13 protein-coding genes and 1 pseudogene are annotated in these 24,624 nt (G+C 70.3%); 13 read left to right on the forward strand and 1 reads right to left on the reverse strand.

All coding sequences use genetic code 11. The features are described from left to right. The first annotated feature begins 60 nt into the window (after positions 1–60). The 8 genes and pseudogenes from ligA (at position 61) to AC3A57_RS09570 (ending at position 11,197) form a co-directional block, all read left to right on the forward strand. Entirely contained in the window at positions 61–2,418 is a 2,358-nt protein-coding gene (gene ligA, locus AC3A57_RS09535) for an NAD-dependent DNA ligase LigA (protein WP_487578692.1), read from the forward strand. Continuing rightward, entirely contained in the window at positions 2,415–3,410 is a 996-nt protein-coding gene (epmA, locus tag AC3A57_RS09540) for an EF-P lysine aminoacylase EpmA (RefSeq protein ID WP_487578693.1), read from the forward strand. The genes ligA and epmA overlap by 4 nt, the downstream gene beginning before the upstream one ends. A gap of 114 nt (positions 3,411–3,524) precedes the next feature. Then, positions 3,525–4,271: a DUF3011 domain-containing protein gene (locus tag AC3A57_RS09545; RefSeq protein ID WP_487578694.1), complete on the forward strand. Its 747-nt coding sequence runs from the start codon at positions 3,525–3,527 to the stop codon at positions 4,269–4,271. A gap of 203 nt (positions 4,272–4,474) precedes the next feature. Beyond that, positions 4,475–5,245, forward strand: a complete 771-nt coding sequence (locus AC3A57_RS09550; protein WP_487578695.1) for a DUF3011 domain-containing protein — start codon at positions 4,475–4,477, stop codon at positions 5,243–5,245. Between the two features lie 173 nt (positions 5,246–5,418). After that, positions 5,419–6,474: an S-methyl-5-thioribose-1-phosphate isomerase gene (gene mtnA / locus AC3A57_RS09555; protein WP_487578696.1), complete on the forward strand. Its 1,056-nt coding sequence runs from the start codon at positions 5,419–5,421 to the stop codon at positions 6,472–6,474. Between the two features lie 474 nt (positions 6,475–6,948). Continuing rightward, positions 6,949–9,562: pseudogene (gyrA, locus tag AC3A57_RS09560) on the forward strand (DNA gyrase subunit A); the annotation flags it as partial. A gap of 396 nt (positions 9,563–9,958) precedes the next feature. Next, positions 9,959–10,567 (forward strand): YceI family protein, encoded by a 609-nt coding sequence (locus tag AC3A57_RS09565; RefSeq protein WP_487578697.1) that lies wholly within the window; start codon positions 9,959–9,961, stop codon positions 10,565–10,567. Between the two features lie 273 nt (positions 10,568–10,840). Next, a complete protein-coding gene (locus AC3A57_RS09570; RefSeq protein WP_487578842.1) occupies positions 10,841–11,197 on the forward strand; it encodes a DUF1428 domain-containing protein in 357 nt (118 codons plus the stop codon). A 383-nt stretch (positions 11,198–11,580) separates the two neighbouring features. Here the strand turns inward: AC3A57_RS09570 and AC3A57_RS09575 are convergent, their stop codons facing one another. Beyond that, the gene (locus tag AC3A57_RS09575) at positions 11,581–13,497 is read right to left on the reverse strand and encodes a M4 family metallopeptidase (protein ID WP_487578698.1); all 1,917 of its coding nucleotides are present in this window, start codon (positions 13,495–13,497) and stop codon (positions 11,581–11,583) included. 506 nt (positions 13,498–14,003) lie between these two features. On the opposite strand from AC3A57_RS09575, the gene AC3A57_RS09580 reads away from it, so the two are divergent. The 5 genes from AC3A57_RS09580 (at position 14,004) to pbpC (ending at position 24,589) form a co-directional block, all read left to right on the forward strand. Beyond that, positions 14,004–14,219: a hypothetical protein gene (locus AC3A57_RS09580; protein WP_487578699.1), complete on the forward strand. Its 216-nt coding sequence runs from the start codon at positions 14,004–14,006 to the stop codon at positions 14,217–14,219. Between the two features lie 519 nt (positions 14,220–14,738). Continuing rightward, the gene (locus AC3A57_RS09585; RefSeq protein WP_487578700.1) at positions 14,739–19,688 is read left to right on the forward strand and encodes an alpha-2-macroglobulin family protein; all 4,950 of its coding nucleotides are present in this window, start codon (positions 14,739–14,741) and stop codon (positions 19,686–19,688) included. Next, positions 19,685–20,788, forward strand: a complete 1,104-nt coding sequence (locus AC3A57_RS09590; protein WP_487578701.1) for a hypothetical protein — start codon at positions 19,685–19,687, stop codon at positions 20,786–20,788. The genes AC3A57_RS09585 and AC3A57_RS09590 overlap by 4 nt, the downstream gene beginning before the upstream one ends. 82 nt (positions 20,789–20,870) lie before the next feature. Further along, the gene (locus tag AC3A57_RS09595; protein ID WP_487578702.1) at positions 20,871–21,911 is read left to right on the forward strand and encodes a hypothetical protein; all 1,041 of its coding nucleotides are present in this window, start codon (positions 20,871–20,873) and stop codon (positions 21,909–21,911) included. A gap of 260 nt (positions 21,912–22,171) precedes the next feature. Next, the gene (pbpC, locus tag AC3A57_RS09600) at positions 22,172–24,589 is read left to right on the forward strand and encodes a penicillin-binding protein 1C (RefSeq protein ID WP_487578703.1); all 2,418 of its coding nucleotides are present in this window, start codon (positions 22,172–22,174) and stop codon (positions 24,587–24,589) included. Positions 24,590–24,624: the final 35 nt, after the last annotated feature.

Genomic DNA, 24,624 nt, shown 5'->3' on the forward strand with positions numbered 1-24,624 from the left:
CGCGTTTCCCGTTCAAAATGCCACCCGCCCCGCCGCCAAGCCGTGCCAGGACGCCGACCCGTGACCCCGAACCAGACCGCGGACCAAGCCGCGCAGCGCGCCGCCGCATTGCGCGCCCAGCTCGAAGACGCCAACTACCGCTACTACGTCCTCGACGACCCGACCCTGGCCGACGCCGATTACGACCGCCTGCTGCGCGAGCTGGAGGCGCTGGAGGCCGCGCATCCCGAGCTGGCCTCGGCCGATTCGCCGACCCAACGCGTCGGCAGCTCGCCCGCCGGCCACTTCGAGGAGGTCCGCCACGCGGTGCCGATGCTGTCGCTGGGCAACGCCTTCAGCGACGAGGAAGTGGCCGACTTCGTGCGCAAGATCGTCGAGCGGCTGGACGTGGAAGCGCCCGAATTCTCGGTCGAGCCCAAGCTCGACGGCCTGGCGATCAGCCTGCGCTACGAGGGCGGCCACTTCGTCCAGGGCGCGACCCGCGGCGACGGCGCCACCGGCGAGGACGTCACCGCCAACCTGCGCACGGTCAAGGCGATCCCGATGAAGCTGCGCGGCGAAGGCTGGCCGCCGGTGCTGGAAGTCCGCGGCGAGGTCTACATGCCGTTGGCCGCGTTCAAGGCCTACAACGAAAAGGCGCTGCGCGACGGCGGCAAAGTGTTGGCCAATCCGCGCAACGGCGCCGCCGGCTCGCTGCGCCAGCTCGACCCGCGCATCACCGCGCAGCGTCCGCTGGCGTTCTACGCCTACGCCGTCGGCGTGGTCGAGGGCTACGAACTGCCGCCCAGCCATTCGGCGACCCTGCAGCAGTTGCGCGAATGGGGCTTCCCGGTCAGCGCCGAAAGCGACGTGGTCGCCGGCACCGAAGGCCTGCTCGGCTATTACCGGCGGATGGGCGCCAAGCGCGACGCGCTGCCGTTCGACATCGACGGCGTGGTCTACAAGCTGGACGACTACGCCGGCCAGCGCGAGATGGGCTTCGTCTCGCGCGCGCCGCGCTGGGCGATCGCGCACAAGTTCCCGGCCCAGGAGCAATCGACGGTGCTGGAAGGCATCGACATCCAGATCGGCCGCACCGGCGCGGCGACCCCGGTCGCGCGATTGCGCCCGGTGCAGGTCGCCGGGGTGGTGGTGACCAATGCGACCCTGCACAACGCCGACCAGATCGCCCGCCTCGACGTGCGCATCGGCGACACCGTGATCGTGCGCCGCGCCGGCGACGTGATTCCGGAAATCGTCCGGGTGGTGCCCGAATACCGCGACCCGCACGCGCCGCAATGGCGCATGCCCGAAGCCTGCCCGGTGTGCGGCTCGGAGATCGTGCGCGAAGAGGACGGAGTGGTGTGGCGCTGTTCCGGCGAGCTGACCTGCGCCGCCCAACGCAAGGAAGCGATCCGCCACTTCGCCTCGCGCCGGGCGATGGACATCGAGGGCTTGGGCGACCGCTACATCGAAGACCTGTCCGACCTGGGCTATCTGCAGTCGGTCGCCGACCTGTACAAGCTCGAACTGGCCGACCTGCTGGAAATGAAGCGCCGCGCCGACGAGCGCGACGGCACCACCCCGGAGACGGTCAAGGCCGGCAAGGTCGCGACCAAGTGGGCCGACAACCTGCTCGAGGCCATCGACCACAGCCGCAACACCACCTTGGAGCGCTTCCTGTTCGCGCTCGGCATCCAGCACGTCGGCGAGAGCACCGCCAAAGCGCTGGCGCTGTGGTTCGGCGAGCTCGAACTGGTTCGCCGTCTGCCCTGGCCGTTGTTCAAGCGGGTGCCCGACATCGGCGGCGAAGTCGCGCGTTCGCTGGGGCATTTCTTCGACCAGCCCGGCAACCAGCAGGTGATCGACGACTTGCTGCAGCGCGAGGTGAAGATCGGCGACGCCCATCCGCCGACGCCGAAGCTGCGCGAGGGCCTCAACCTGGCCACGCTGCTGGTCGACATGGAGATCCCCAAGGTCACCAGGATCCGCGCCGATCAGCTGGCCACCGCGTTCGGCGATGCGCACAAGCTGCTGGATGCGCCCGAGCACGCCTACATCACCGCCGGCCTGCCGGCCGACAGCGCCCAGGCCCTGGCCTCGTGGTTGAGCGTGGACGAGAACGCGCGGTTGCTGATCCGGGTCGGCGAGGCGCTGGCGCAGTTGGATGCCCTGACCCCGGCGGCTTCGGCGACGGCGAGCGGGCCGCTCGACGGCCAGACCGCGGTGCTGACCGGCACCCTGACCGCGCTGACCCGCGATGAGGCCAAGGCGCGGTTGGAAGCGCTGGGCGCCAAGGTCGCCGGCAGCGTGTCGAAGAAGACCGCGTTCGTGGTCGCCGGCGAGGCGGCCGGCTCCAAGCTCGACAAGGCCCAGGAGCTGGGCGTCGAGGTCTGGGACGAAGCGCGCCTGCTGGCGTTCCTGGCCGAACACGAATGAGCGCCACCGGCACCCCGGCATCGTGGCGGCCTTCGGCGTCGTTCGAGGCGCTGCGCCTGCGCGCGCGCCTCAACGCCGCGCTGCGCGCGTTCTTCGCCGAGCGCGGCGTGACCGAGGTCGAGACCCCGGTGATGTCGATGGCCGGCAACACCGATCCCAACATCGCCTCGTTCTCGCTGCAGTTCAGCGGCCGCACCGACGGCGCGCCGCGCACCCGCTGGCTGCGCACCTCGCCGGAGTTCGCGCTCAAGCGCTTGCTCGCGGCCGGTTTCGGCGACTGTTACGAACTCGGACGGGTGTTCCGCGACGGCGAAGCCGGCGGCCGCCACAACCCCGAGTTCACCATGCTGGAGTGGTACCGGCTCGGCTGGGACCATCGCCGCCTGATCGGCGAGACCGCCGAACTGGTGCGCGCCGCGCTGGCCCTGGTCGGGCGCGAGGCGAGCCTGGAAACGGTCAGCTATCGCGAGCTGTACCGCGACCGGCTCGGCCTGGATCCGTTCGTCGCCGACGAAGGGGAGTTGCGCGCCGCGTTGGGCGAGGTGGTCATCGATCCGCAGGGGCTCACTCGCGACGATTGGCTCGACTTGCTGATGACCCACCGCCTGCAACCGGGCTTCGCCGCCGACCGCCTGCTGGCGGTGTGCGACTACCCGGCCTCGCAGTGCGCGCTGGCGCGCTTGCGCGACGACGGCGACGGCCAGCCCGTGGCCGAGCGCTTCGAGCTGTACCTGGGGCCGCTGGAACTGGCCAACGGCTACCACGAACTGGCCGATGCGGCCGAGCAGGGCGCTCGTTTCGATCGCGACCGCGCCCTGCGCGGCGAACGCGGCGAGCCGGCGCCGCCGCGCGATCAGGCCTTGCTCGACGCGCTCGCGGCGGGGTTTCCCGATTGCGCCGGGGTCGCGCTCGGCGTAGACCGGCTGCTGATGGCGATGCTCGGCACCGGCCGCATCGCCGACGCGCTGGCGTTCGACTTCACGCGTGCTTGATGGCGATGAACCCCCCTGAACCGTGCAGCTTCACGTTGCGGGCCGACGCCGCGTTTTGATTGCAAGTTAATGCGACGCGGTTAGAGTGATCGCATCGGGTCTGGGGGGCCATGCATGCGTAGTTTGAAAGCCGCGATCCACCTGCTGGCGTTCGCGGGCTTGGCCTGCGCGACCGGCGTGGCGCGTGCCGAACCGGTCGGAGAGCGCTTGTACGGCGGGCGCCTGTTGCGCTGCGCCTCCAGCGGCGAGGAAGTGGTGCGTTGCCCGGCCGACACCCGCGAAGGCGTGCGCTTGGTGCGGCGTACCTCCGGCAAGCCCTGCGTCGAAGGCGCCAGTTGGGGCGCGGACCGCGGCGGGGTATGGGTGACCCAGGGCTGCGCCGCCGATTTCGTGCTCGGCAAGGGCGGCAGCGGTCGCGACAGCACCGCCGGCGCGCGGGTGATCAAATGCGAATCGCGTGGCGGGCGCTGGAACCATTGCCCGGCGCGCATCGTCGACGGCGTCGCGCTGGCCCAGCAGTTGTCCAAGCAGCCCTGCCTGCGCAACCAGACCTGGGGCGCGGACGAGCGGGGCGTGTGGGTCGCCGGCGGCTGCCGGGCGGAGTTCCGCCTGATCGGCAGCGAGCAGGCGGCCGCGCCCGCGGCCGGGCTTCCGCACAAGGCCATGCTGCGCTGCGAATCCCAGGACCGCCGCGCGCGCCGTTGCGACGGCGACACCGGTCAGGGGGTGCGCCTGGTCAAGCAGTTGTCGAATTCCGAATGCGTCGAGGGCCGCAGCTGGGGCTACGACGCCCATGGGGTCTGGGTCGAGGACGGCTGCCGCGCCGAATTCGAGCTGGATTACCGCCGCGGCGGCGGTTGATCGACGGCGCCGGTCGAGCTGGGGATCGGCCTCCGGCTCTGCGACCGACGGCGCATGGCGCAGTGCGCCATTGGCGGCACACTAGGCGGCGAGTGAACGGAGCCGCAACGTCCTGCCTGCGCGTATCGCCGGTCACGGAAATCTTGAGCTGACGTTAAGCGGCTTCGGCTAGAGTCCTCGGCACATTGACAAGGAGCACGCACATGTCCGCACGTATCGTTTCCGGATTCGGTCTGCTGGTCGGTCTGGGCCTCGGCCTGGCCGCGCCGGCCCAAGCCGCGCCGCAGTACGACGACTACTACGGCGATAACGGCACCTTCCGCTGCGAATCCGACGGCAACCGCCAGCAGCGCTGCGACGCCGACACGCGCGGCGGGGTGCAACTGGTCCGCCAGCTGTCCAAGTCGTCCTGCATCCAGGGCCGGACCTGGGGCTACGACCGCTACGGCGTGTGGGTGACCGACGGTTGCCGCGCCGAATTCGCCTCCGGGCGCGGCGGCGGCGGTTGGAATGGCGGCGGCGGCGGCTGGAACGGCGGTGGCGGCGACAACGTCGTGCGTTGCGAATCCGAAAGCGGCCGTACCCGCAGCTGCAGCATCGCCGGCAACCGCGCCCGGTTGCAGCGCCAGCTGTCGAACTCGCCGTGCATCGAAGGCCAGACCTGGGGTTCGCGCCCGGGCCAGGTCTGGGTCAGCGGCGGTTGCCGCGGCGAATTCGTCGCCGGCCGCGGTGGCGGCTGGAACGGCGGCGGCGGCGGCTGGGGCGGTGGCGGCGGCGGGTGGGGCGGCGGTCAGGAGATCAGCTGCGAGTCGAACAACAACCGCCAGAACCGCTGCAACATGACCGTGCGCCGCGACGTGCGCCTGCTGCGCCAGAACTCCGGCTCGCCGTGCATCGAAGGCCAGACCTGGGGCTGGGACCGCAGCGGCGTATGGGTATCCAACGGTTGCCGCGGCCGCTTCATGGTCAACTGAGTCGGTCACCTTCGATCGGCCCGGCGACGCCTCCGCTGCCCTGCAGCGGGGGCGTCGTCGTTTGCGGCCGGCTCGGTTTCGGCCGGCTCGGTTCCGGCTGTCCCCCACCTGCCGCCTCCCAGCCGTCCTCTCCTCGCCAAAGCCCCGCAACACGCATCGGCTAAACTAGCCGCATGAACGACGCCATCGATTTCGACCGCTACGACCGCATCCGCCCGATCCGCTGGACCGGCGAGGCCCTGGAACTGCTCGACCAGCGCAAGCTGCCGTTCGCAGTGGAATACGTGCGCTGCGAGGACAGCGACGCGGTCGCCGCGGCGATCCACGCTCTGACCGTGCGCGGCGCGCCGGCGATCGGCATCGCCGCCGCCTGGGGCACGGTGCTGGCGGCGCGCACGGTCGACGCGACCGACGGCGCCGCGGCCTTGGCCGCGATCGAACCGGCGATGCAGCGGCTCAATGCGGCGCGCCCGACCGCGGTCAATCTGGCCTGGGCGCTGGCGCGGATGCGCCGGGCGCTGGCGCCGGCCGGCGCCGACTGGCGCGACGTGTTGGAACGCGAGGCCCAGGCCATCGCCGACGAGGACCTGGCCGCGAACCGGCGCATGGGCGCGCTCGGCGCGGCGCTGATCGAGCCCGGCAGCGGCGTGCTGACCCATTGCAACACCGGCTCGCTGGCCACCGCCGGCTTCGGCACCGCGCTCGGCGTGATCCGCGCCGGCGTGGCCCAGGGCCGGATCGGGCAGGTGTTCGCCGGCGAGACCCGGCCCTGGCTGCAGGGCGCGCGGCTGACCGTGTGGGAGCTGGAGCAGGACGGCATCGCCCCGACCCTGATCGCCGACGCCGCCGCCTCGCACCTGATGAAGCGCGGCAAGGTGCGCTGGGTGATCGTCGGCGCCGACCGCATCTGCGCCAACGGCGACACCGCCAACAAGATCGGCACCTACCAGCTGGCGATCGCTGCCCGCCACCACGGGGTCAAGTTCATGGTCGCCGCGCCCTCGTCGACGGTGGACATGGACACCGCCAGCGGCGATGCGATCGAGATCGAAGAGCGCGACCCCGGCGAACTGTTCGCGGTCGGTGGCCAGCGCACCGCGGCCGAACGGGTCGGCGCCTGGAATCCGGTGTTCGACGTCACCCCGCACGAGCTGATCGACGCCATCGTCACCGAGCGCGGGGTGATCGAGCGCCCCGACGCGGCGGCGATGAAGGCGGCCTTCGGCTGAGCCGACGCGCCCGGGCTAGGCGGCAGGGAGGTTTCGCCGCGCCTCCCCAAAGCCCGTCATGCCCGCGTAGGCGGGCATCCAGAGACTTCGCAGCCGTGCCCCGATAGAGCCCTGGATCCCCGCCTTCGCGGGGATGACGGCAGGTGGGTTTCGGCGTCCGCCTTCGCAGGAGCGCAGGCGGATGGGCTTCGCGGCCGCGCGCCGCCAAGGCCTTGGGCGAGGCCGATTGACACAGCCCGCGCCGCGATGCTGCAACGCAGCTGAAAATCCCATCCAAGTGCTTGTTTCTGCGTGGAAATCGCACCCCTGTGCGACCGCGTTTCGTGCTATGATTTGCCGTCTCTTTGATGCCGCCCCGAGCGAGCTGCAGGACAGGCCCGCCGGGGTGCTGTTTTCGGCTTTCACCGCGGCGTTCCGAACGGAACGCCGCGGCCCGCGCGGGGCGGTCGAACCACCGCCCGCAACGGAACCCTGATGGCCGAACTCGCCAAGGAAATCATCCAGGTCAATCTCGAAGACGAGATGCGCCGCAGCTATCTCGATTACGCGATGAGCGTGATCGTCGGCCGCGCGCTCCCCGACGTGCGAGACGGCCTCAAGCCGGTGCATCGCCGCGTGCTGTACGCGATGAACGAACTCGGCACGCACGCCAACAAGCCGCACTTCAAGTCGGCGCGTATCGTCGGCGACGTGATCGGTAAGTACCACCCGCACGGCGACCAGTCGGTGTACGACACCCTGGTGCGCATGGCGCAGCCGTTCTCGTTGCGCTACCTGCTGGTCGACGGCCAGGGCAACTTCGGTTCGGTCGACGGCGACGACGCCGCGGCGATGCGATACACCGAGGCGCGGATGACGCGCCTGACCCACGAGTTGCTGGCCGACATCGACAAGGAAACCGTCGATTTCCAGCCCAACTACGACGAAAAGGAACTCGAGCCCACGGTCCTGCCGACCCGGGTGCCGAACCTGCTGGTCAACGGCTCGGCCGGCATCGCGGTCGGCATGGCGACCAACATCCCGCCGCATAATCTGGTCGAGGTGGTCAACGCCACCATCGCCCTGATCGACGAGCCGGAGATCGACGTCGACGGCCTGATGGCGCACATCCCGGGCCCTGACTTCCCGACCGCGGGCATCATCAACGGCACCGCCGGGATCGTCGCCGCCTACCGCACCGGCCGTGGCCGCGTGCGCATGCGCGCGCGCGCCGAGATCGAGGTCAACCAGGACACCGGCCGCGAGGCGATCGTCGTCACCGAGATCCCGTACCAGGTCAACAAAGCCCGCCTGATCGAGAAGATCGCCGAGCTGGTCAAGGAGAAGAGGCTCGAAGGCATCAGCGAGCTGCGCGACGAGTCCGACAAGGACGGCATGCGCATCTTCATCGAGGTCAAGCGCGGCGAGTCGGCCGAAGTGGTGCTCAACAACCTCTATCAGCAGACGCAGATGGAGTCGGTGTTCGGCATCAACATGGTCGCCCTGGTCGACGGCCGTCCGCAGCTGCTGACCCTGAAGCAGGTGCTGGAAGCCTTCGTCCGCCACCGCCGCGAGGTGGTGACCCGCCGCACCATCTTCGAACTGCGCAAGGCGCGCCAGCGCGCGCACATCTTGGAAGGCCTGACGGTCGCGCTCGCCAACATCGACGAGATGATCGAGCTGATCAAGACCTCGGCGAACCCGAACGAAGCGCGCGAGCGCATGCTGGCCAAGACCTGGGAACCGGGCCTGGTCGGCGCATTGCTGGCCGCCGCCGGTTCGGAGGCCTCGCGTCCGGAAGACCTGCCGCCGGGCGTCGGTTTCGCCGACGGCCGCTACCAGCTGACCGAGGTCCAGGCCAACCAGATCCTGGAAATGCGCCTGCACCGCCTGACCGGGTTGGAGCAGGAAAAGCTGACGGAGGAGTACCGCCAGCTGCTCGACGCGATCCGCGGCCTGATCGAGATCCTCGAGAATCCGGACGTGCTGCTCGACGTCATCCGCACCGAGCTGCGCAACCTCAAGGAAGAATTCGGCGACGAGCGCCGCAGCGAAATCCGCGCCAGCGAGGAAGACCTCGACATCCTCGACCTGATCGCGCCGGAAGACGTGGTGGTGACCCTGTCCCACGCCGGCTACGCCAAGCGCCAGCCGGTCAGCGCCTATCGCGCGCAGAAGCGCGGCGGCAAGGGCCGCAACGCCGCCGCGACCAAGGACGAGGATTTCATCGACAAGCTGTGGCTGGTCAACACCCACGACACGCTGCTGACCTTCACCAGCACCGGCCGGGTGTTCTGGCTGCCGGTGCACCAGTTGCCGGAAGCCGGGCCGAACGCGCGCGGCCGCCCGATCATCAACTGGCTGGCGCTGGAAGCCGGCGAGCAGGTGCAGGCGGTGCTGCCGGTGCGCAGCTACGACGAAAACCATTTCGTGTTCTTCGCCACCCGCAACGGCCGGGTCAAGAAGACCCCGCTGACCGAATTCGCGTTCAAGCTCGCCCGCGGCAAGATCGCGATCAACCTCGACGAGGGCGACGCCCTGGTCGACGTGGCCCTGACCGACGGCGCCCGCGACGTGATGCTGTTCGCCTCCAACGGCCGCGCCTCGCGCTTCGCCGAGTCGACCGTGCGGCCGATGGGCCGTACCGCCGGCGGCGTGCGCGGCATGCGCCTGCTCGCGGCCAGCGACGCCGACGCCGACGACGCGGCCGCGCCCGAGGGCGATGCCGACGCCGCCGACGCGCCGAACGACAGCGGCACGGTGGTGGTGAGCCTGGTGGTGGTCGACGGCGACGGCGACATCCTCACCGCCAGCGAGCGCGGTTACGGCAAGCGCACGGCGATCGAGGAGTACCCGCGCAAGGGCCGCGGCACCCAGGGCGTGATCGCGCTGAAGACCACCGAGCGCAACGGCGCCCTGGTCGGAGCGATCCAGCTCAGCGACCACCACGAAGTGCTGATGATCTCCGACGGCGGCACCTTGGTGCGCACCCGCGCCGCCGAGATCTCGCAGGTCGGCCGCAACACTCAGGGCGTGACCCTGATGCGCCTGTCGGAAGGCGAGAGCCTGCAGACCATCGAACGCGTCGACGCCTCGCTGGACGAGACCGAAGAGGGCGGCGAGGGCGAGCCGACGATCGCGGCGGACGAAGCCGCGGCCCATCCGGCGGCCGAATCGCCGGCGCCGGACGCCTGATGGCGTAGCGCGATCGCGAAAAACGCCGCCCTCGGGCGGCGTTTTTCGTTGCGGTCGAACTCTTGTGGGAGCGGCACCAGCCGCGCCAGCCAAGGCGGCTTACCTGAGCTTCGCTTGCGAAGCTCACGCATGCGGCGTCGATGGTCCGGGGGCATCCGGGCTTCGGATGTTGCGCCTGGGTAAAGCGCTCTGGCTGTCGGGCTTACGACCGTAGGAAGTCCCGTGGTACGCCGCTCCTACGGTGAGGGGCGATTGCCGCGGTCGCCGGCGCGGTGCTAGCGTGCTGCGACTTCCGCCACGGGACTGCCCCATGAACCAGCTCGCGCTTTGCCTTGCTACCCCGTTCGTCCTCGCCGCCGGCGCCGCGACGGCCGCGCCGACCACCTACGAGATCGAGCCCAGCCACACCTATCCGAGCTTCGAGGCCGACCACATGGGGGTGTCGGTGTGGCGCGGCAAGTTCAACAAGTCCAAGGGCAGCGTGGTGCTGGACAAGCAAGCCGGCACCGGCACGGTCGAGATCGTGGTCGACACCACCAGCATCGACTTCGGCCACGACGGCATGAACGAGCACGCCAACAAGCCGGACCTGTTCGATACCGCCAAGTTCCCGACCGCGACCTACAAGGGCAAGCTGGCCGGCTTCGAGAACGGCGCGCCGACCAAGGTGGTCGGCGAGCTGACCCTGCGCGGGGTGACCCGGCCGGTGGAACTGAAGATCAACAAGTTCAAGTGCATGCCGCATCCGATGCTCAAGCGCGAGTTCTGCGGCGCCGACGCGTACGCTCAGTTCCAGCGCGACCAGTTCGGCATGGACGCGGGCAAGGACTGGGGCTTCGACATGGGCGTGACCCTGCGCATTCAGGTCGAGGCGGTGGCCAAGGCCGATGCGAAAACCGAAGCGAAAACCAGCGAGTAGACCGCGATTCTCGCATTCAGAAAACGCCGCCTGCAGGCGGCGTTTTGCTATGCGGCGTCGGCCCTTGCAGGGCGGCGTCCCACGCAGGCAACGGCATGTCGAATTTCGCCGGCCCGGTTCGTCGTGGAGACGAGCCGCCCTTGCCGGCGCGTTGCTGTGCCGCAGTTCGCGGCCGGCACCGGCGCATGGCGCTATGGTGGCGATGCGCGGCGGCGCCGATGCGGCGGCGCCGTCCGGTTCCTGACTACGGGGGCGCCCCCGATCGGAGGAGTGATGAGCTACGTCGATGGTTATGTCCTGCCGGTGCCGAAGGCCAATGTCGCGGCCTACCGCAAGCTGGCGCGCAAGGCCGGCAAGATCTGGATGGAGCATGGCGCGTTGCAGTACGTCGAAACGATCGCCGACGACGTCAAGCCCGGGAAAACCACCTCATTTCCGCAGAGCGTGAAGCTCAAGCCCGACGAGACGGTGGCGTTCTCGTGGATCGTGTTCAAGTCGCGCAAGCATCGCGACAAGGTCAATGCGCTGGTGATGAAGGATCCGCGCCTGGACGGGATGGCGCCGGAGTCGATGCCGTTCGACATGAAGCGGATGATTTTCGGCGGGTTCAAGCCGATCGTTCGGTTCTGAGGCCCGCGCCGCGGCTGCTTGGTTCGGCGCGGCTTAAAGCCAATCCCCCTGGCCTCTCTTTTTCAAAGGGGGGGAATCGTCGGCTTGCGGAAAGCGGGAGGGCGCTTGCGGATTCGCTGCGGCTTGGAAGCCCTTCGCCGCGACCTCCATCCGGCTCCGATCCCGGTTCCGACGCCGATGCCAATCGCGATTCCCGAGGCAGGGACTAGAAACTAGGATGGAACAGGAACCAGGAACCAGGAACCCGAATCCCGAATCCCGAATCCCGAATCCCGAGTCCCGAGTCCCGAGTCCCGAGTCCCGAGCAGCCCCGGGCCGGCCGGCACAAAAGAAACCCCGGCCGAAGCCGGGGTCTCTCACGCAGCCTTAGACGTCCGCCGAGATCAGAACGTGATGCTCCACGTATCGATGCGGCCGGTGTCGAGGTTGGCGTTGTCGTTCACGCGCAGCTTCCAGGTGCCGTTGAGCGGTTCGCTGGAGAGGTTGAACGTGTAAGTGCCGGTGACGTTGTCGGCGCTGCCGCCGCTGCGGTTGGTGATGTTGTACAGCGAACCGTCCGGCGCCACCAGGTCGACCTTCAGGTCGCCGCGATAGGTGTGGATGATGTTCACCGAGACCGAGGCGTTGGTCGGGGCGTTGCCGGTGCGGCCGGAGACCGTGATCGGGCTGTCGACGGTGGCGTTGTCGTTGATCGCGTAGTCGGTGCCGTTGGTGTACGTGGTGCCCGGACCCGGGCCCGGGCCGCCGGGGCAGTCGACGCCGACGGTCAGGAACGCGTCGGAGACGTCGGCCACGGTGTAGCCCAGGTCGGTGGCCGCCTTCTCGACGCCGCAGGCGCCGTTGTTGAAGTCGGTGCTCGGGGTCCAGTAGTCCTTGTTCGCCTTGGCGAAGGCCTTGAACGCCTTCGGCGTATCCCAGCCGGCCTTCTTCGACAGCAGGTAGAACGCGCGGTTGTACACGCCGGACGAGTAGTGCACGTCCATGCCGCTGGTGTAGTTGCTGGCGTGGCCGATCGAACGGCCGTCGCGGGTCGGGTCGTCCATGTAGCGCAGCGCGCCGGTGGCCTTGAAGATCTGCGCGCCGACCAGGTAGTCGTTGCTGCCCTTCATGAAGAATTCGGCCGCTTCGCCGGCGATGTCGGAGAAGGCTTCGTTGATGCCGCCCGACTGGCCCGAATAGATCAGGCCCGACTGCTGCTCGGTGAAGCCGTGCGAGACCTCGTGCGCCGACACGTCCAGGCTGACCAGCGGGTAGAAGCGCGTGGCGCCGTCGCCGAAGGTCATCGCCGAGCCGTCCCAGAACGCGTTCTCGTAGCTGTTGCTGTAGTGCACGCGCATGGTCAGCTGGAACGTCAGCGGCGGCAGGCCGACGTAGCTGTTGTACATGTCGAACACGACCTTGCCGAAGTAATGCGCATCGTTCAGCGGCGAGTAGGCGCCGTTGATGGTCTTGACCGTGTTGCGCGGGCAGGTGTACGAGAACGCCGTGCTGCCGCTGGTGCCGTGATTGAGGTTCACGGTCTTCACGTTGGCGTTGTTCATCGTGCAGGTGCTGCCGCTCTGCGCGACGTCGTTGTAGCCGTAGTTGGTGCCGTACTCGTACTGGCCGGTCTTCTGGTTGCCGCCCGGGCCGGTGCCGATCAGGGCGTGGTTCAGGCCTTCCCACTGCTTGAGGACCTTGCCGCTGTTGGCGTCGACGATGACGAACGGACGGGTCGGCTCGCCGCCCTTGGCGGCGTCGGCGAAGTAGTTGACCACGTAGGCCATGTGGGCGCGGCCGTTGTCGTCGATGTAGATCATCTGACGGCTGCTTTCGTTGCGGGTCTGCAGCGCCGAGGCGCGCTTGCCCAGCACGGCGCTCTTGGCCACGCTCAGCGCCTGGGCCGAGCTCAGCTTCGGCGCGGCGGCCGGCAGTTCGGCGGCCAGGCCTTCGATCGAGCGGCCGAACAGGCTGCGCACGTTGCCCTGGGCGTCTTCGCTGACCACCACGTGCTCGCCGAACACCGGCACGCCGCGGAAGGTCTGCTGGTAGCGGTAGTTGCGCACGCCGTTGCCGTCCTGGCTGCTCTTGAGCTGGACCAGCGAGGAGTCGGCGTCGAGCGCGATCAGTTCGGCGTGGCGCACGTTGGCTTTGGCGGCGGCGCCGGACTTGGCGACGGCGGCACGGTACTGCTGGTTGAGCTTGGCGACGTCCTTGCTGTGCAGGTCCACGCGCTGGGCGGCGCCGGCGGCGCCGGAGACGAGCGCGAGCGACAGGGCGAAGGACAGGGCATGCAGGCTCGGCGATACGTAGCGATTCACTGGTGTAACCCCCGAAACGAGTTGGATGGAGGCCGCGGGCGCGGCCGGCTCTCATTGCTCGTGCATCCGCTCCCCCGTAGCCCGTCGCGCGACGACGCGCATGGCAGTCCCTGCCTCAGCGCCTGCGCCGGCGAACTTCGTGCGGATACCGCGCTGACGCGTCGCGCGGCGGACGGCACGCTAGGGGCGGGGCGAAAAAGCCGTCAACGGCGGCTACGGAGGTCACATAGCGAATGCGACCTGTGCGGGCTGCGCCGCAACATGATTTCGTCTGAAATCGTTCTGTCATCGGCTTTGCGCGGTTTGGCGGTTGGGTTCTGCCGCGCGAAGCCGATGTAATAATGTTTCGAGTAATATGCTGCGCCGCAGCAATGTATTGCGTCCGCTGCGCGCCCGGTTATGCAACGGATCGGATTTTCGAATGTGATCGCGAGCGGATTTGTCCGGTTTTTGCGCGGTTTTCCGCATCGAGGCACGCTTGGCCGGGGGCGCGCCGGATTCGTGCGATGTCGCAGTTTCCGAATCCGAGCGAGTTTCCAGAGGCGCTTGTGATGCGGGTCCGGGCGATTCTGCAATCGGCCTCGCAGGCCGCAATCATTATCTTTGGGCATGAGCGGGCGAATCGGCTTTCGTATTCGCTCGCGCGGCTGCGCGGACGCACCGGGCGGACGGACCGGTCGCCGGCGGACGGCGAGCCGGCTGCAGCGCGGCCCGGTTCGTGACGGCGGCGCAACCGGCATGGCCGGAGCCGGCGCCGCCCACACCCGATAGGGGGGCGCCGCATCCGCGGTCGCCGCGCAGCGTCGCCGGGCCGAGTCCGATCGGGCCGATCGCGTCGCTGCGCTCGGCCGGTGTCCGGATCGTCGAGCGGGCGTCCGGCGCGAGCGGCGACGGCCGAGGTCCACGATCGACGGGCAGGCGACTCCGGGGACGTGGGTACGACGGCTTTACCCCGCCCTGCGCAGACCGGCGCAGCGCGCTCGCCGACACCGCGGTCGATGCATCGCTCGCGCCGGCGGCCAGGGGCGCGCTGCCCGAGCGCGATCGGAGCGCGCCGAAGCGGTGGGCGCGTGCGGCCGAGTTCGGCCGGCGCGATCGATCCGGCGATGCGCGCGAACGCCGCAACCGATCGTCAGGGCGGACCGCAAACAACGGTTGTCGATCACCAAGCCCGCTCTATACTCGTCGCAGTTTCTGCAAGGACACGCACGATGCGCTCGCACGGCCAGGACGGATCCCCGATGCAACCTCACCCGCGGCCGACGCCGCCCCGCAGCGCCCGGCGCTGCGCCATCCGCGGCCTGGCCGCGCTGCTGATCGCCGCGACCGCGCTGGTCGCCGGCTGCAAGCGCGACAGCGCCGGCCAGTTGCCGGAAACCAGCGGCGAGGCGATCCAGGCCAAGCGCGAAGCGGTCAAGGGCTTCGGCTTGGTCGCCGCCTATCCGGACCAGAAGCGCGACGAACTGGCGATCGCCCTGGAATTCAGCCAGCCGCTGGTCGGCACCCAGAGCTTCGACGAGCTGATCGCGGTCGCCGACAAGAACGGCGCGGCGGTGCAGGGCAGCTGGGTGCTGGACGACGACGGCAAGATCCTGCGCTTCCCGCACGTGGAGGCGAGCAAGGACTATGCGGTCACGATCAAGGCCGGGCTGACCGCCGCGGCCGGCGACCGGATCGGCCAGGAAATCCGCAAGGAGGTCTATACCGGGCCGTTGGAGCCGGTGGTCGGTTTCGCCTCGCAGGGCAGCGTGCTGCCGGCGCGCGACAGCCGCGGCCTGCCGGTGGTGTCGATCAACGTGCCCGAGGTCGACGTCGAGTTCCTGCGGGTCAAGGAAAAGGAACTGCCGAAGTTCTTCGCCGAGTACCAGCGCGGCGGCCGCCGCGGCAGTTGGGAACTGGAGCGCGACTGGGACGACAAGAAGCCGCTGTCCAAGCTGGCCGAACCGGTCTACGTCAACCGCTTCGTGCTCGGCGGCAAGCCCAACGAGCGGGTGCTGACCTACCTGCCGCTGCAGGACATCAAGGAACTGCAGGAGCCGGGCCTGTACTTCGCTGTGATGAAGCGCGCCGGCCAGTTCAAGGACGAGTTCGAGACCGCGTTCTTCACCGTCAGCGACCTCGGCCTGCATGCCCGCGCCTACAAGGACAAGCTGTTCGTCCACGTCGCCTCGCTGGAAACCGGCAAGGCGGTCGGCGGGGTCGAACTCAAGGTGCTCAACGCCCAGGGCGAGCCGGCGCTGAAGGGCGAGACCGACCGCAACGGCAACGCCATGCTCGGCTACCGGCTCGATGCCGGCCACGTGCTGATCGCCCAGCGCGGCAGCGACGTGTCGATGCTGCCGTTCAACCAGCCGGCCTTGGACCTGTCCGAGTTCGCCGTCGCCGGCCGCGAGCAGGCCTGGTTCGACGTGTTCGCCTGGTCCGGCCGCGACCTGTACCGCCCCGGCGAGACCGTGCGCCTGTCGGCGCTGTTGCGCGACCAGGACGGAAAGCCGGTCGACACCAAGGGCAAGCCCCTGCAGCCGGTGTTCCTGCGCTACGTCCAGCCGGACGGCAAGACCTTCCTGGAAACCCGCCTGCAGCCCGACCCGCAAGGCTATGTGCGCCATGCCCAGGCGATTCCGGTCGACGCCGCCACCGGCCGCTGGCGGGTCGAGTTCCGCACCGACCCGGCGAGCAAGGAAGCGGTGCAGGGCATGACCCTGCGGATCGAGGAATTCCTGCCCGAGCGGCTCAAGCTCGACCTGAAGGCGCCGGAGGTGCTGCGCCCGGGCCAGCCGTTCAAGCTCGGCGTCGACGCGGCCTATCTGTACGGCGCGCCCGCGGCCGGTAACCGCTTCACCGCCAAGCTCGCGGTGACGGTCGAACAGCACCCGCTGGAACAACTGCCCGGCTACTTCTTCGGCGACCCGACCCTGAGCCTGCCGAAGGAGGCCAAGGACGTGGTCGACACCACCCTCGGCGCGGACGGCAAGCTCGAGCAGGACATCGCCCTGCCGGACGAGGCCAAGCCGGTCAGCACCATCGCCGCGATCGTCACCGGCAGCGTCTACGAGACCGGCGGCCGCAGCGTCAACCGCAGCCTCAAGCGGGTGCTGTGGCCGGCCGATGCGCTGGTCGGCGTGCGCCCGCTGTTCGACGACAAGGACGGCGCCGCCACCGACAGCAACGCCGGCTTCGAGATCGCCCGCGTCGGCAGCGACGGCAAGCCGCGCCCGGGCAAGGGCCTGCGCGTGACCCTGGTGCGCGAGCACCGCGACTACCACTGGAACCACGACGACGACGGCGGCTGGGACTACGACTTCACCCGCCGCTACGAGGACGTGCAGGTGCGCACCCTCGACGCCGGCGCGGCGCCGCAGAAGATCGATTTCCCGGTCGAATGGGGCGAGTACCGGCTCGACGTGTACGACCCGGCGACGCGCCTGACCACGCGCTATCCGTTCCGCGCCGGCTGGAGCTGGGACGACCAGAACCGCGGCCTCGACGCGCGCCCGGACAAGGTCAAGCTGGCCCTGGACAAGACCGGCTACCAGGCCGGCGACACCCTTCAGGTGACCCTGACCCCGCCGCACGAAGGCCCCGGCCTGCTGATGGTCGAAACCGACCGCATGCTGTACGTGCAGGAGATCCAGGCCAAGGCCGGCAGCAAGTTCGAGATTCCGGTCACCGCCGACTGGGAGCGCCACGACGTCTACGTCACCGCGCTGGTATTCCGCGGCGGCAGCGCGCCGAGCAAGATCACCCCGGCGCGCGCGGTCGGCGTCGCCCACGTGCCGATGGACCGGCGCGCGCGCAAGGTCGCGGTCGGCCTCAACGTGCCCAAGCTGATGCGTCCCGAGCAGGACCTGCCGGTCACCGTCAGCGCGCCGCAGCTGGCCGGCAAGGACGCTTACGTCACCGTGTCCGCGGTCGACCTGGGCATCCTCAATATCACCCGCTTCGCGGTGCCGGACGCGGCCGCGCACTTCTTCGCCCAGCGCCGCCTCGGCGTCGACAGCTACGACGTCTACGGCCGGGTGATCGAGAGCTACGAAGGCGACACCGCCAAGATCCGCTTCGGCGGCGACATGGCTTTGCTGGCCCTGCCGCAGGCGCGGCGGCCGACCGCGCGGGTGCAGACCGTCGACCTGTTCGCCGGGCCGGTCAAGCTCGACGCCAAGGGCAATGCGCGGGTCAAGCTGCGCGTGCCCGATTTCAACGGCACCTTGCGCGTCTCGGCCCTGGTTTATGCCGGCGGCAGCTACGGCAACCGCGACGCCGAGACCGTGGTGCGCGCGCCGGTGCTGGCCGAGGCGAGCACGCCGCGGGTGCTGGCGCCGGGCGACAAGAGCAACGTGACCCTGGACGTGCAGAACTTCACCGGCAAGCCGGGCGAGTTCTCGGTCAAGGTCGAGGGCATCGGCCCGCTGGCGCTGAGCGAGGGCGAACGCAAGCTCTCGCTCGGGGTTGAGGCCAAGAAGACCCTGACCTTCCCGGTCGTGGCGCGCGAGGGCTATACCACCGCCCAGGTGCGGGTGCGGGTCGACGGCAACGGCTACCAGGTCGACCGTCGCTACGACGTGCCGGTGCGCCCGGCCTGGCCGTCGGTGCTGCGCTCGCGCACCCGGGTGCTGGACGAACTGGGTGCGGTCCAGCTCGGCGCCGACCTGGCCGAGGGCCTCATGCCGGATTCGGTCAACGCCCGCATGGTGGTCAGCGCGCTGCCGCCGATTCCCTTCGCCAGCGCGCTGCAGGGCGCGCTGGAGTACCCCTACGGCTGCGCCGAGCAGACCACCAGCAAGGGCTACGCCGCGCTCGAACTCGACGAAGCCACGGCCAAGATGCTCGGCGCCAAGGGCCTGGACGCCAAGCAGCGGCGCGCGCGCATGGAAGGCGCGTTCGGTCGCCTGGCGGCGATGCAGATCGGCTCCGGCCACTTCTCGATGTGGGGCGACGGCGACTACGTCAATCCGGGCCTGACCCCGTACATCGTCGAGTTCCTGCTCGACGCCCGCGACGGCGGCTTCGCCGTGCCGGAGTCCATGCTGCAGAAGGCCCTCAAGGTGCTCAACGAGGACCTGCTCTCGGGCAACGCCTCGTTCTATGGCTACGATCGCCGCGAGCATCTGAAGTTCGCCTACCAGGCCCAGGCCGGTTACGTGCTGGCGCGGGTCAACCGGGCGCCGCTGGGCACCTTGCGCGCGCTGTACGACAACGACCGCAAGCACAGCCTGACCGGCCTGCCGCTGGTCCACTTGGGTCTGGCGCTGAGCCTGCAGGGCGACAAGACCCGCGGCGCCAAGGCGATCAAGGAAGGTTTCGCCCGCGACGCCAGCGATCGTCCGGAGTACCTGGGCGACTACGGCAGCCGCCTGCGCGACGACGCGCTGATGATCGCCCTGGTCCACGAGCACAAGCTGGCGCGGCCGGAGTACGACGCGCGCAGCGTGGCGATGGGACGCGAGCTCGACGCCCGCCGCAACAGCGGCTGGCTGTGGCTGAGCACTCAGGAGCAGGTCGCGCTGGCGCGCCTGGGCAAGGCCTTGATGGCCGACCAGGGCAAGCAGATCGGCGGCCGCTGGAACGTCGGCGAGGTCGGCTCCGACGCCGATCCGGGCAAGCTGATCGGGCGCCTGTTCGACTACGCCGCCCTGGCGCGCGGGGTCAGCTTCGCACCGACCGGCCAGCCGCCGCTGTACGCGAGCATGGAAGTGGCCGGCGTTCCGCGCAGTGCGCCGGCGCCCGACGCCTCGCAGATCGAGGTCGGGCGCAAGTACTACACCACCGAGGGCAAGGACTGGAGCGGCGGCAGCCTGGTCGAGGGCGAGGCCTTGATCGTCCAGGTCACGATCAAGGCCCACCGCGCCATGCCCGACGCGCTGCTGACCGACCTGCTGCCGGCGGGCCTGGAGATCGAGAACTTCAACCTCGGCGACGCCAAGCAATGGGCCGGCGTGGTCGTGGACGGGATCGAAATCTCCGAGCGCGGCAGCGCCGCCGAAGTGCGCCACGAGGAGTTCCGCGACGACCGCTACGTGGCCGCGCTGAAGCTGGAGCAGAACCAGACCGCGCGGGTGTTCTACCTGGTGCGCGCGGTGACGCCGGGCACCTACACGGTGCCGCCGTCGCTGGTCGAGGACATGTACCGTCCCGACCTGCGCGGGGTGGGCAAGGCGGTGCCGTCGGCGCTGACGGTACGCCAGCCGTGACCGCGGCGGAATCGGCGACGGGAGGCCGCGCGCTTCCCGTCGCGCCGGCCCGTCCGCGCGCGCCGCCGGCGAGCGTGGTCGCGGCCGGTGCGCTGGCCCTGCTGCTGGGATTGAGCGCCTGCGCGCGCTCCGATGCCGGCGCGCCGGACAGCGCTCCGGTGCCGGCTCCGACGCCGTCGGAGCCCGCGGCGGCGGTGGCGACCGCCGATCCGCCGCAGCCCGGACCGGCGGAGGCCGAAGCGGTCGCTCCGGCGCCGGTGCCGCCGTTGCAGGCGGCCGCCGAAGCGGTGTTGCGCCAGGACGATCCGGACTTCGACGACTACTACACCCAGTTCGCCTTCGGCGACCTGGACCGCGACGGCCGCGACGACGTCGCGGTCGAATACGGCATCGGCGAGGAGGGTGCGATGCGCCACGTCGCCAACAACGTGCGGGTGCTGCTGATGCGCGGCGCCGGCCTGGAACTGCAGCGCGACGATCCGGATTTGTTCCGCTATTGCGCGGCCGTGCGCGGCATCGAGCGCGGCCGGCTGCGGGTCGATTCGCTGGAAGCCTGCATGATTCCGTTCCCGCGCACCGACGCTCATTACGAATACGAATGGACCGGGCAGGGGCTGCGCCTGGTCGCCGAGCGCTCCAACGAGGAGCAGATCCAGGCCCAACTGGGCGAACTGGCCCAGGCGCTGCGCAGCGGCCGCAGCGCCGACGCGGCCGAGTTCCTGCGGCCGGGGCCGGTCGCGGCCGCAGACGCGCCGGGCGCGCCGGATCCGCTGTTCGACGACCCTAGGCGCCGGGCCGAGTTCATCGCCGCGGTCGAGGCGCTTTCGGACCAGAGCTTCCGGCGCTCCAGCGACAACGAGCTCGTGGCGACCCGGGCGCTGGCGTCGCCCGGCGGCGCGCGCGGCGAGCGCAAGCTGCACGTGAACCTGAAACCGGAAGGCGAACTGGCCGAACTCGGCGCCGGCGACACGGTCAACGACGCGGTCGCCACGCTGGAATGGCCGCAGGGCGACGGGGTCGGCTACTCGGTCCGGTTCCTGCTGATCCAGGGCCGGCTGTACCTGCTCGACCACAGCGGCTTCGACAGCGAAAGCCAGTAAGGATTTCTCCCGCCTCGCACGTGCCGCGGCCAGCCGCCGCGGCCCGAGCGGGCAACGAAGGCAACGAACGCAAGGAGCGAACATGCGACATTCCCCCGCGCTGATTCCGACATTGGCCCTGATCCTCGGCCTGGGCGCCTGCCAGGGCGGCGGACAGGCCGCGACCGCCGCACCGGCGCAAGCCGATGCGGCCGCCCACGCGACCGCGGCGACGGCGACCGGCGCTGCGGCCGCCGCGCCGGCGCTGAGCAAACAACAAATCGCCGAGCGCGCCTTCGCCGCGCTGCGCAAGGCCGAACCGGATTTCCAGCGCCTGGGCCATACCCATCTGCTCGGCGACCTCGACGGCGACGGCGTCGACGATGTCGTGATCGGCTATGGCGAGGGCACGCCCGACGCGACCCTGGCCGCGAACTGGCGCCTGGCGGTGGCGATGTCGCGTCCGCAGGGCGCGCAGTTGCTGCCGGCGGCGGGCCTGCCGGACTTCTGCGCGTTCGCGCGCAAGATCGAGCACGGCAAGCTCTACGTCGAAGAGCCCGACATCTGCAGCGCCGCGCGGCCCAAGACCGTCGGCTATTACGTCTATGCCTGGGACGGCAAGGGTCTGGCCCAGGCCGGCCACGAGACCGTCGAGCAGCGCGTGGTCAACCTGCTCAGGCCGCTCGGCGCGGCGTTCGCGTCCGGGGATCGCGGCGTGGTGCTGGACGCGCTGCGCTTCCCGCTCGACGTCAGCTACTGGCCGATCTACGACACCCCGCTGGAAGCGGTGGCTAAGAAGACCGGCGGCAAGATCGACCGCGCCACCGCCCAGGCCCACTTCCAGGACCTGTTCCCGAAGGACCGCGCCGACCTGTACGCCGCGGCGATCGCCGCGACCGTCGCCAAGCCGCTCAAGCGCGATTCCGCCGGCGGCCACGGGGTGGTGACGCCGGCGCCGGACGGCGAGAAGTACAGCCTGAACATCGTCTTCGACCCCGACGAGGACCGCGAAGAGGGCCATGGCGACCGGATCATCGACGCCCGCGTCGACGTGGCCCAGAGCCAGGGCGACGGCGGCCAGAACCTGGTGCTGTTGCTCAGCGAGGGCAAGCTGGACATTGTCGCGATCAATACCGCGGGCTAAGCGCCGCGGCCGGCGCAGGCGAGGCGGCAGGGCATCGCCGCCGCCAGCGCGCTTGACGCGGCCCGTGCGGCGCGCAGTCGCCGAGCGCGGCCGGCGCTGAGGCCGGGCCGGCGTCTCTGGCGTCGTTGCGCTGCGCGTTCGCCGGGCGGATGCGCCGGATCGAATCCGTCGGTCTGCCGGCGCTTCGCGCCGCGCCGTCCCGCTCGGCGCTAGGCTTCGCTTCGCGCCCTTTGTCGATCTGTCTCCCAGCCGTCCTCGCCATGCCGTCCGCGCCGTCCGCTTCCGCCGTCGACACCGCTCGCGCAGCCGCCGTGCCGCGCCGCACGCGGCTGCGCCGGCGTTTGCTGCAGGCGCTACTGCTGGCGCTGTCGCTGCTGACCGCAACGATGCTGCTCGACCTGCTGTTCCCCTTGCCGCTGCCGCAGCCGCGCGACGCCGGCGCGGTGGTGGTCGCCGCCGACGGCACGCCGTTGCGAGCGTTCGCCGACCGCGACGGCGTGTGGCGCTATCCGGTCGAGGCCTCGAAGGTGTCGCCGCTGTACCTGCAGGCGCTGCTGAACTACGAAGACCGCTGGTTCTGGCAGCACCCGGGCATCAATCCGCTGGCGATGCTGCGCGCGGCCGGACAGTGGCTGCGCAGCGGACGGGTGGTGTCGGGCGGCTCGACCCTGACCATGCAGGTCGCGCGCATTCTCGACCCGCGTCCCGGCGAGGGCCGGCGCAGCCTCGGCGCCAAGCTGCGCCAGGTGCTGCGCGCCCTGCAGTTGGAAGCGCACCTGTCCAAGCGCGAGATCCTGGCCTTGTACCTGGACCGGGCGCCGTTCGGCGGTACCGTCGAAGGAGTGGAGGCGGCGAGCTGGGCCTATCTGGGCAAGCCCTCGGCGCGCCTGTCGCACGCCGAGGCGGCGCTGCTGACCGTGCTGCCGCAGTCGCCCAGCCGGCTGCGTCCGGACCGCGAGCCCGAGCGCGCGCGGATCGCCCGCGACAAGGTGCTGGCGCGGATGGCCGCGCTGGGGGTGTGGACGCCGGCCGAGGTCGCCGATGCGCGGGTCGAGCCGGTGGTGGCGCGCTCGCTGCAGCCGCCGCGCTACGCGCCGCTGCTGGCGCAACGCTTGCGCAGCCAGGACCCGAAGACGGCGCGGATCGTCTCGACCGTCGACCTGGAATTGCAGCGCACCCTGGAGGACCGGGTGTCGGCGTACTTCTCGACCTTGCCCGAACGCACCTCGGCGGCGCTGCTGGTGGTCGACAACGCCAGCCTGGAAGCGCGCGCCTACGTCGGCTCGGTGACCTTCGGCGACGCGGCGCGGCTGGGCCACGTCGACATGGTCCAGGCCTGGCGCTCGCCGGGTTCGACCCTGAAGCCGTTCCTGTACGGATTGGCCCTGGACGACGGATTGATCCATTCCGAAAGCCTCTTCGTCGACGCGCCGCAGGCCTTCGGCGGCTATCGCCCGGGCAACTTCGACGCCGCCTTCAACGGCCCGGTCGGCGCGGCGACCGCGCTGCGCCTGTCCTTGAACGTGCCGGCGGTGGATCTGCTGGAACGGGTCGGACCGTCGCGCTTTTCCGCGCGCCTGGCCCATGCCGGCATCGACCTGCACTGGCCGCGCGGCGCCGCGCCGAACCTGGCGATGATCCTCGGCGGCACCGGCGCGCGCCTGGAAGACCTGGTCGGCGCCTATGCCGCGTTCAACCGCAACGGCGTCGCCGGGCGGGTGCGTTATCGCCGCGACGCGCCGCGCCTGGACCGGCGCCTGCTGTCGCCGGGCGCGGCCTGGATCGTGCGCGAGATACTCGAGGCCAATCCGCGCCCCGGCAGCGTCGAGCAGACCTTCGATCCGCAGGGCCGGCCGCGGGTGGCCTGGAAGACCGGCACCAGCTACGGCTTCCGCGACGCCTGGGCCCTGGGCAGCACGCGCCGCTACACGGTCGGGGTCTGGGTCGGGCGGCCGGACGGCACGCCGCTGCCGGGCCAGTACGGCGCGGTCACCGCCTTGCCGTTGCTGTTCGAAGTGGTCGACAGCCTGCCGCGCCAGCGCGGCGATGCCGCACTGCGCCCGCCGCCGCGCGGGGTCGAGCAGATCGAAGTCTGCTGGCCGCTGGGCCTGCCGCCGGACCCGCAGACGCCGGGGCTGTGCCAGCGCCGGATGCAGGCCTGGACCCTGGACGGCTCGGTGCCGCCGACCTTCGCCGAACGCGATGCGCGCTTGTGGAGCGCAGGCGTGGAGCGTTTCGAAGCCGATGCCGACAGCGGCCTGCGCCTGTCCGCCGAATGCGCGCGGCCGCACCGCCGCGAGCCGCGCGAGATCGCCCGCTGGCCGGCGCTGGCCTCGCCTTGGCTGCCGGCGCAGACCCGCCGCGCCTCGCAGTTGCCGGCGCTGGCGCCGGACTGCAGCGACGACGGCCGCGACGCGGTCGAGGAACTGCGCATCGAGGGCGTCGACGACCAGGCCACGCTGGCGCGCGCGCCCGGCAGCCAGGCGCCTTTGCGCCTGTCGGTGCGCGCGCTCGGCAGCGAGGCGCGGGTGCGCTGGCTGCTCGACGGCCGCCTGATCGGCGAATCGCAGGGCAGGGGACGACTCGAACACGACTTCGGCGAACCCGGCGAGCACGTGCTGACCGCGCTGGCCGATACCGGCGCCTGGTCTAGGGTGCGGTTCAAGGTGCTGCGCTGAGCGCGACGCCGAGATTGTTGTAGGAGCGGCGTTGC

This window comes from Lysobacter sp. Soil_C_15, from assembly GCF_057657315.1.

What these genes read in the sequence shown, in the direction of transcription:
- AC3A57_RS09595 (WP_487578702.1), top strand. Translation starts at nt 20,871, where the DNA reads ATGCGACATTCCCCCGCGCTGATTCCGACATTGGCCCTGATCCTCGGC.
- pbpC (WP_487578703.1), top strand. Translation starts at nt 22,172, where the DNA reads ATGCCGTCCGCGCCGTCCGCTTCCGCCGTCGACACCGCTCGCGCAGCC.
- AC3A57_RS09565 (WP_487578697.1), top strand. Translation starts at nt 9,959, where the DNA reads ATGAACCAGCTCGCGCTTTGCCTTGCTACCCCGTTCGTCCTCGCCGCC.
- mtnA (WP_487578696.1), top strand. Translation starts at nt 5,419, where the DNA reads ATGAACGACGCCATCGATTTCGACCGCTACGACCGCATCCGCCCGATC.
- AC3A57_RS09585 (WP_487578700.1), top strand. Translation starts at nt 14,739, where the DNA reads ATGCAACCTCACCCGCGGCCGACGCCGCCCCGCAGCGCCCGGCGCTGC.
- AC3A57_RS09570 (WP_487578842.1), top strand. Translation starts at nt 10,841, where the DNA reads ATGAGCTACGTCGATGGTTATGTCCTGCCGGTGCCGAAGGCCAATGTC.
- epmA (WP_487578693.1), top strand. Translation starts at nt 2,415, where the DNA reads ATGAGCGCCACCGGCACCCCGGCATCGTGGCGGCCTTCGGCGTCGTTC.
- AC3A57_RS09550 (WP_487578695.1), top strand. Translation starts at nt 4,475, where the DNA reads ATGTCCGCACGTATCGTTTCCGGATTCGGTCTGCTGGTCGGTCTGGGC.
- AC3A57_RS09545 (WP_487578694.1), top strand. Translation starts at nt 3,525, where the DNA reads ATGCGTAGTTTGAAAGCCGCGATCCACCTGCTGGCGTTCGCGGGCTTG.
- AC3A57_RS09580 (WP_487578699.1), top strand. Translation starts at nt 14,004, where the DNA reads ATGTCGCAGTTTCCGAATCCGAGCGAGTTTCCAGAGGCGCTTGTGATG.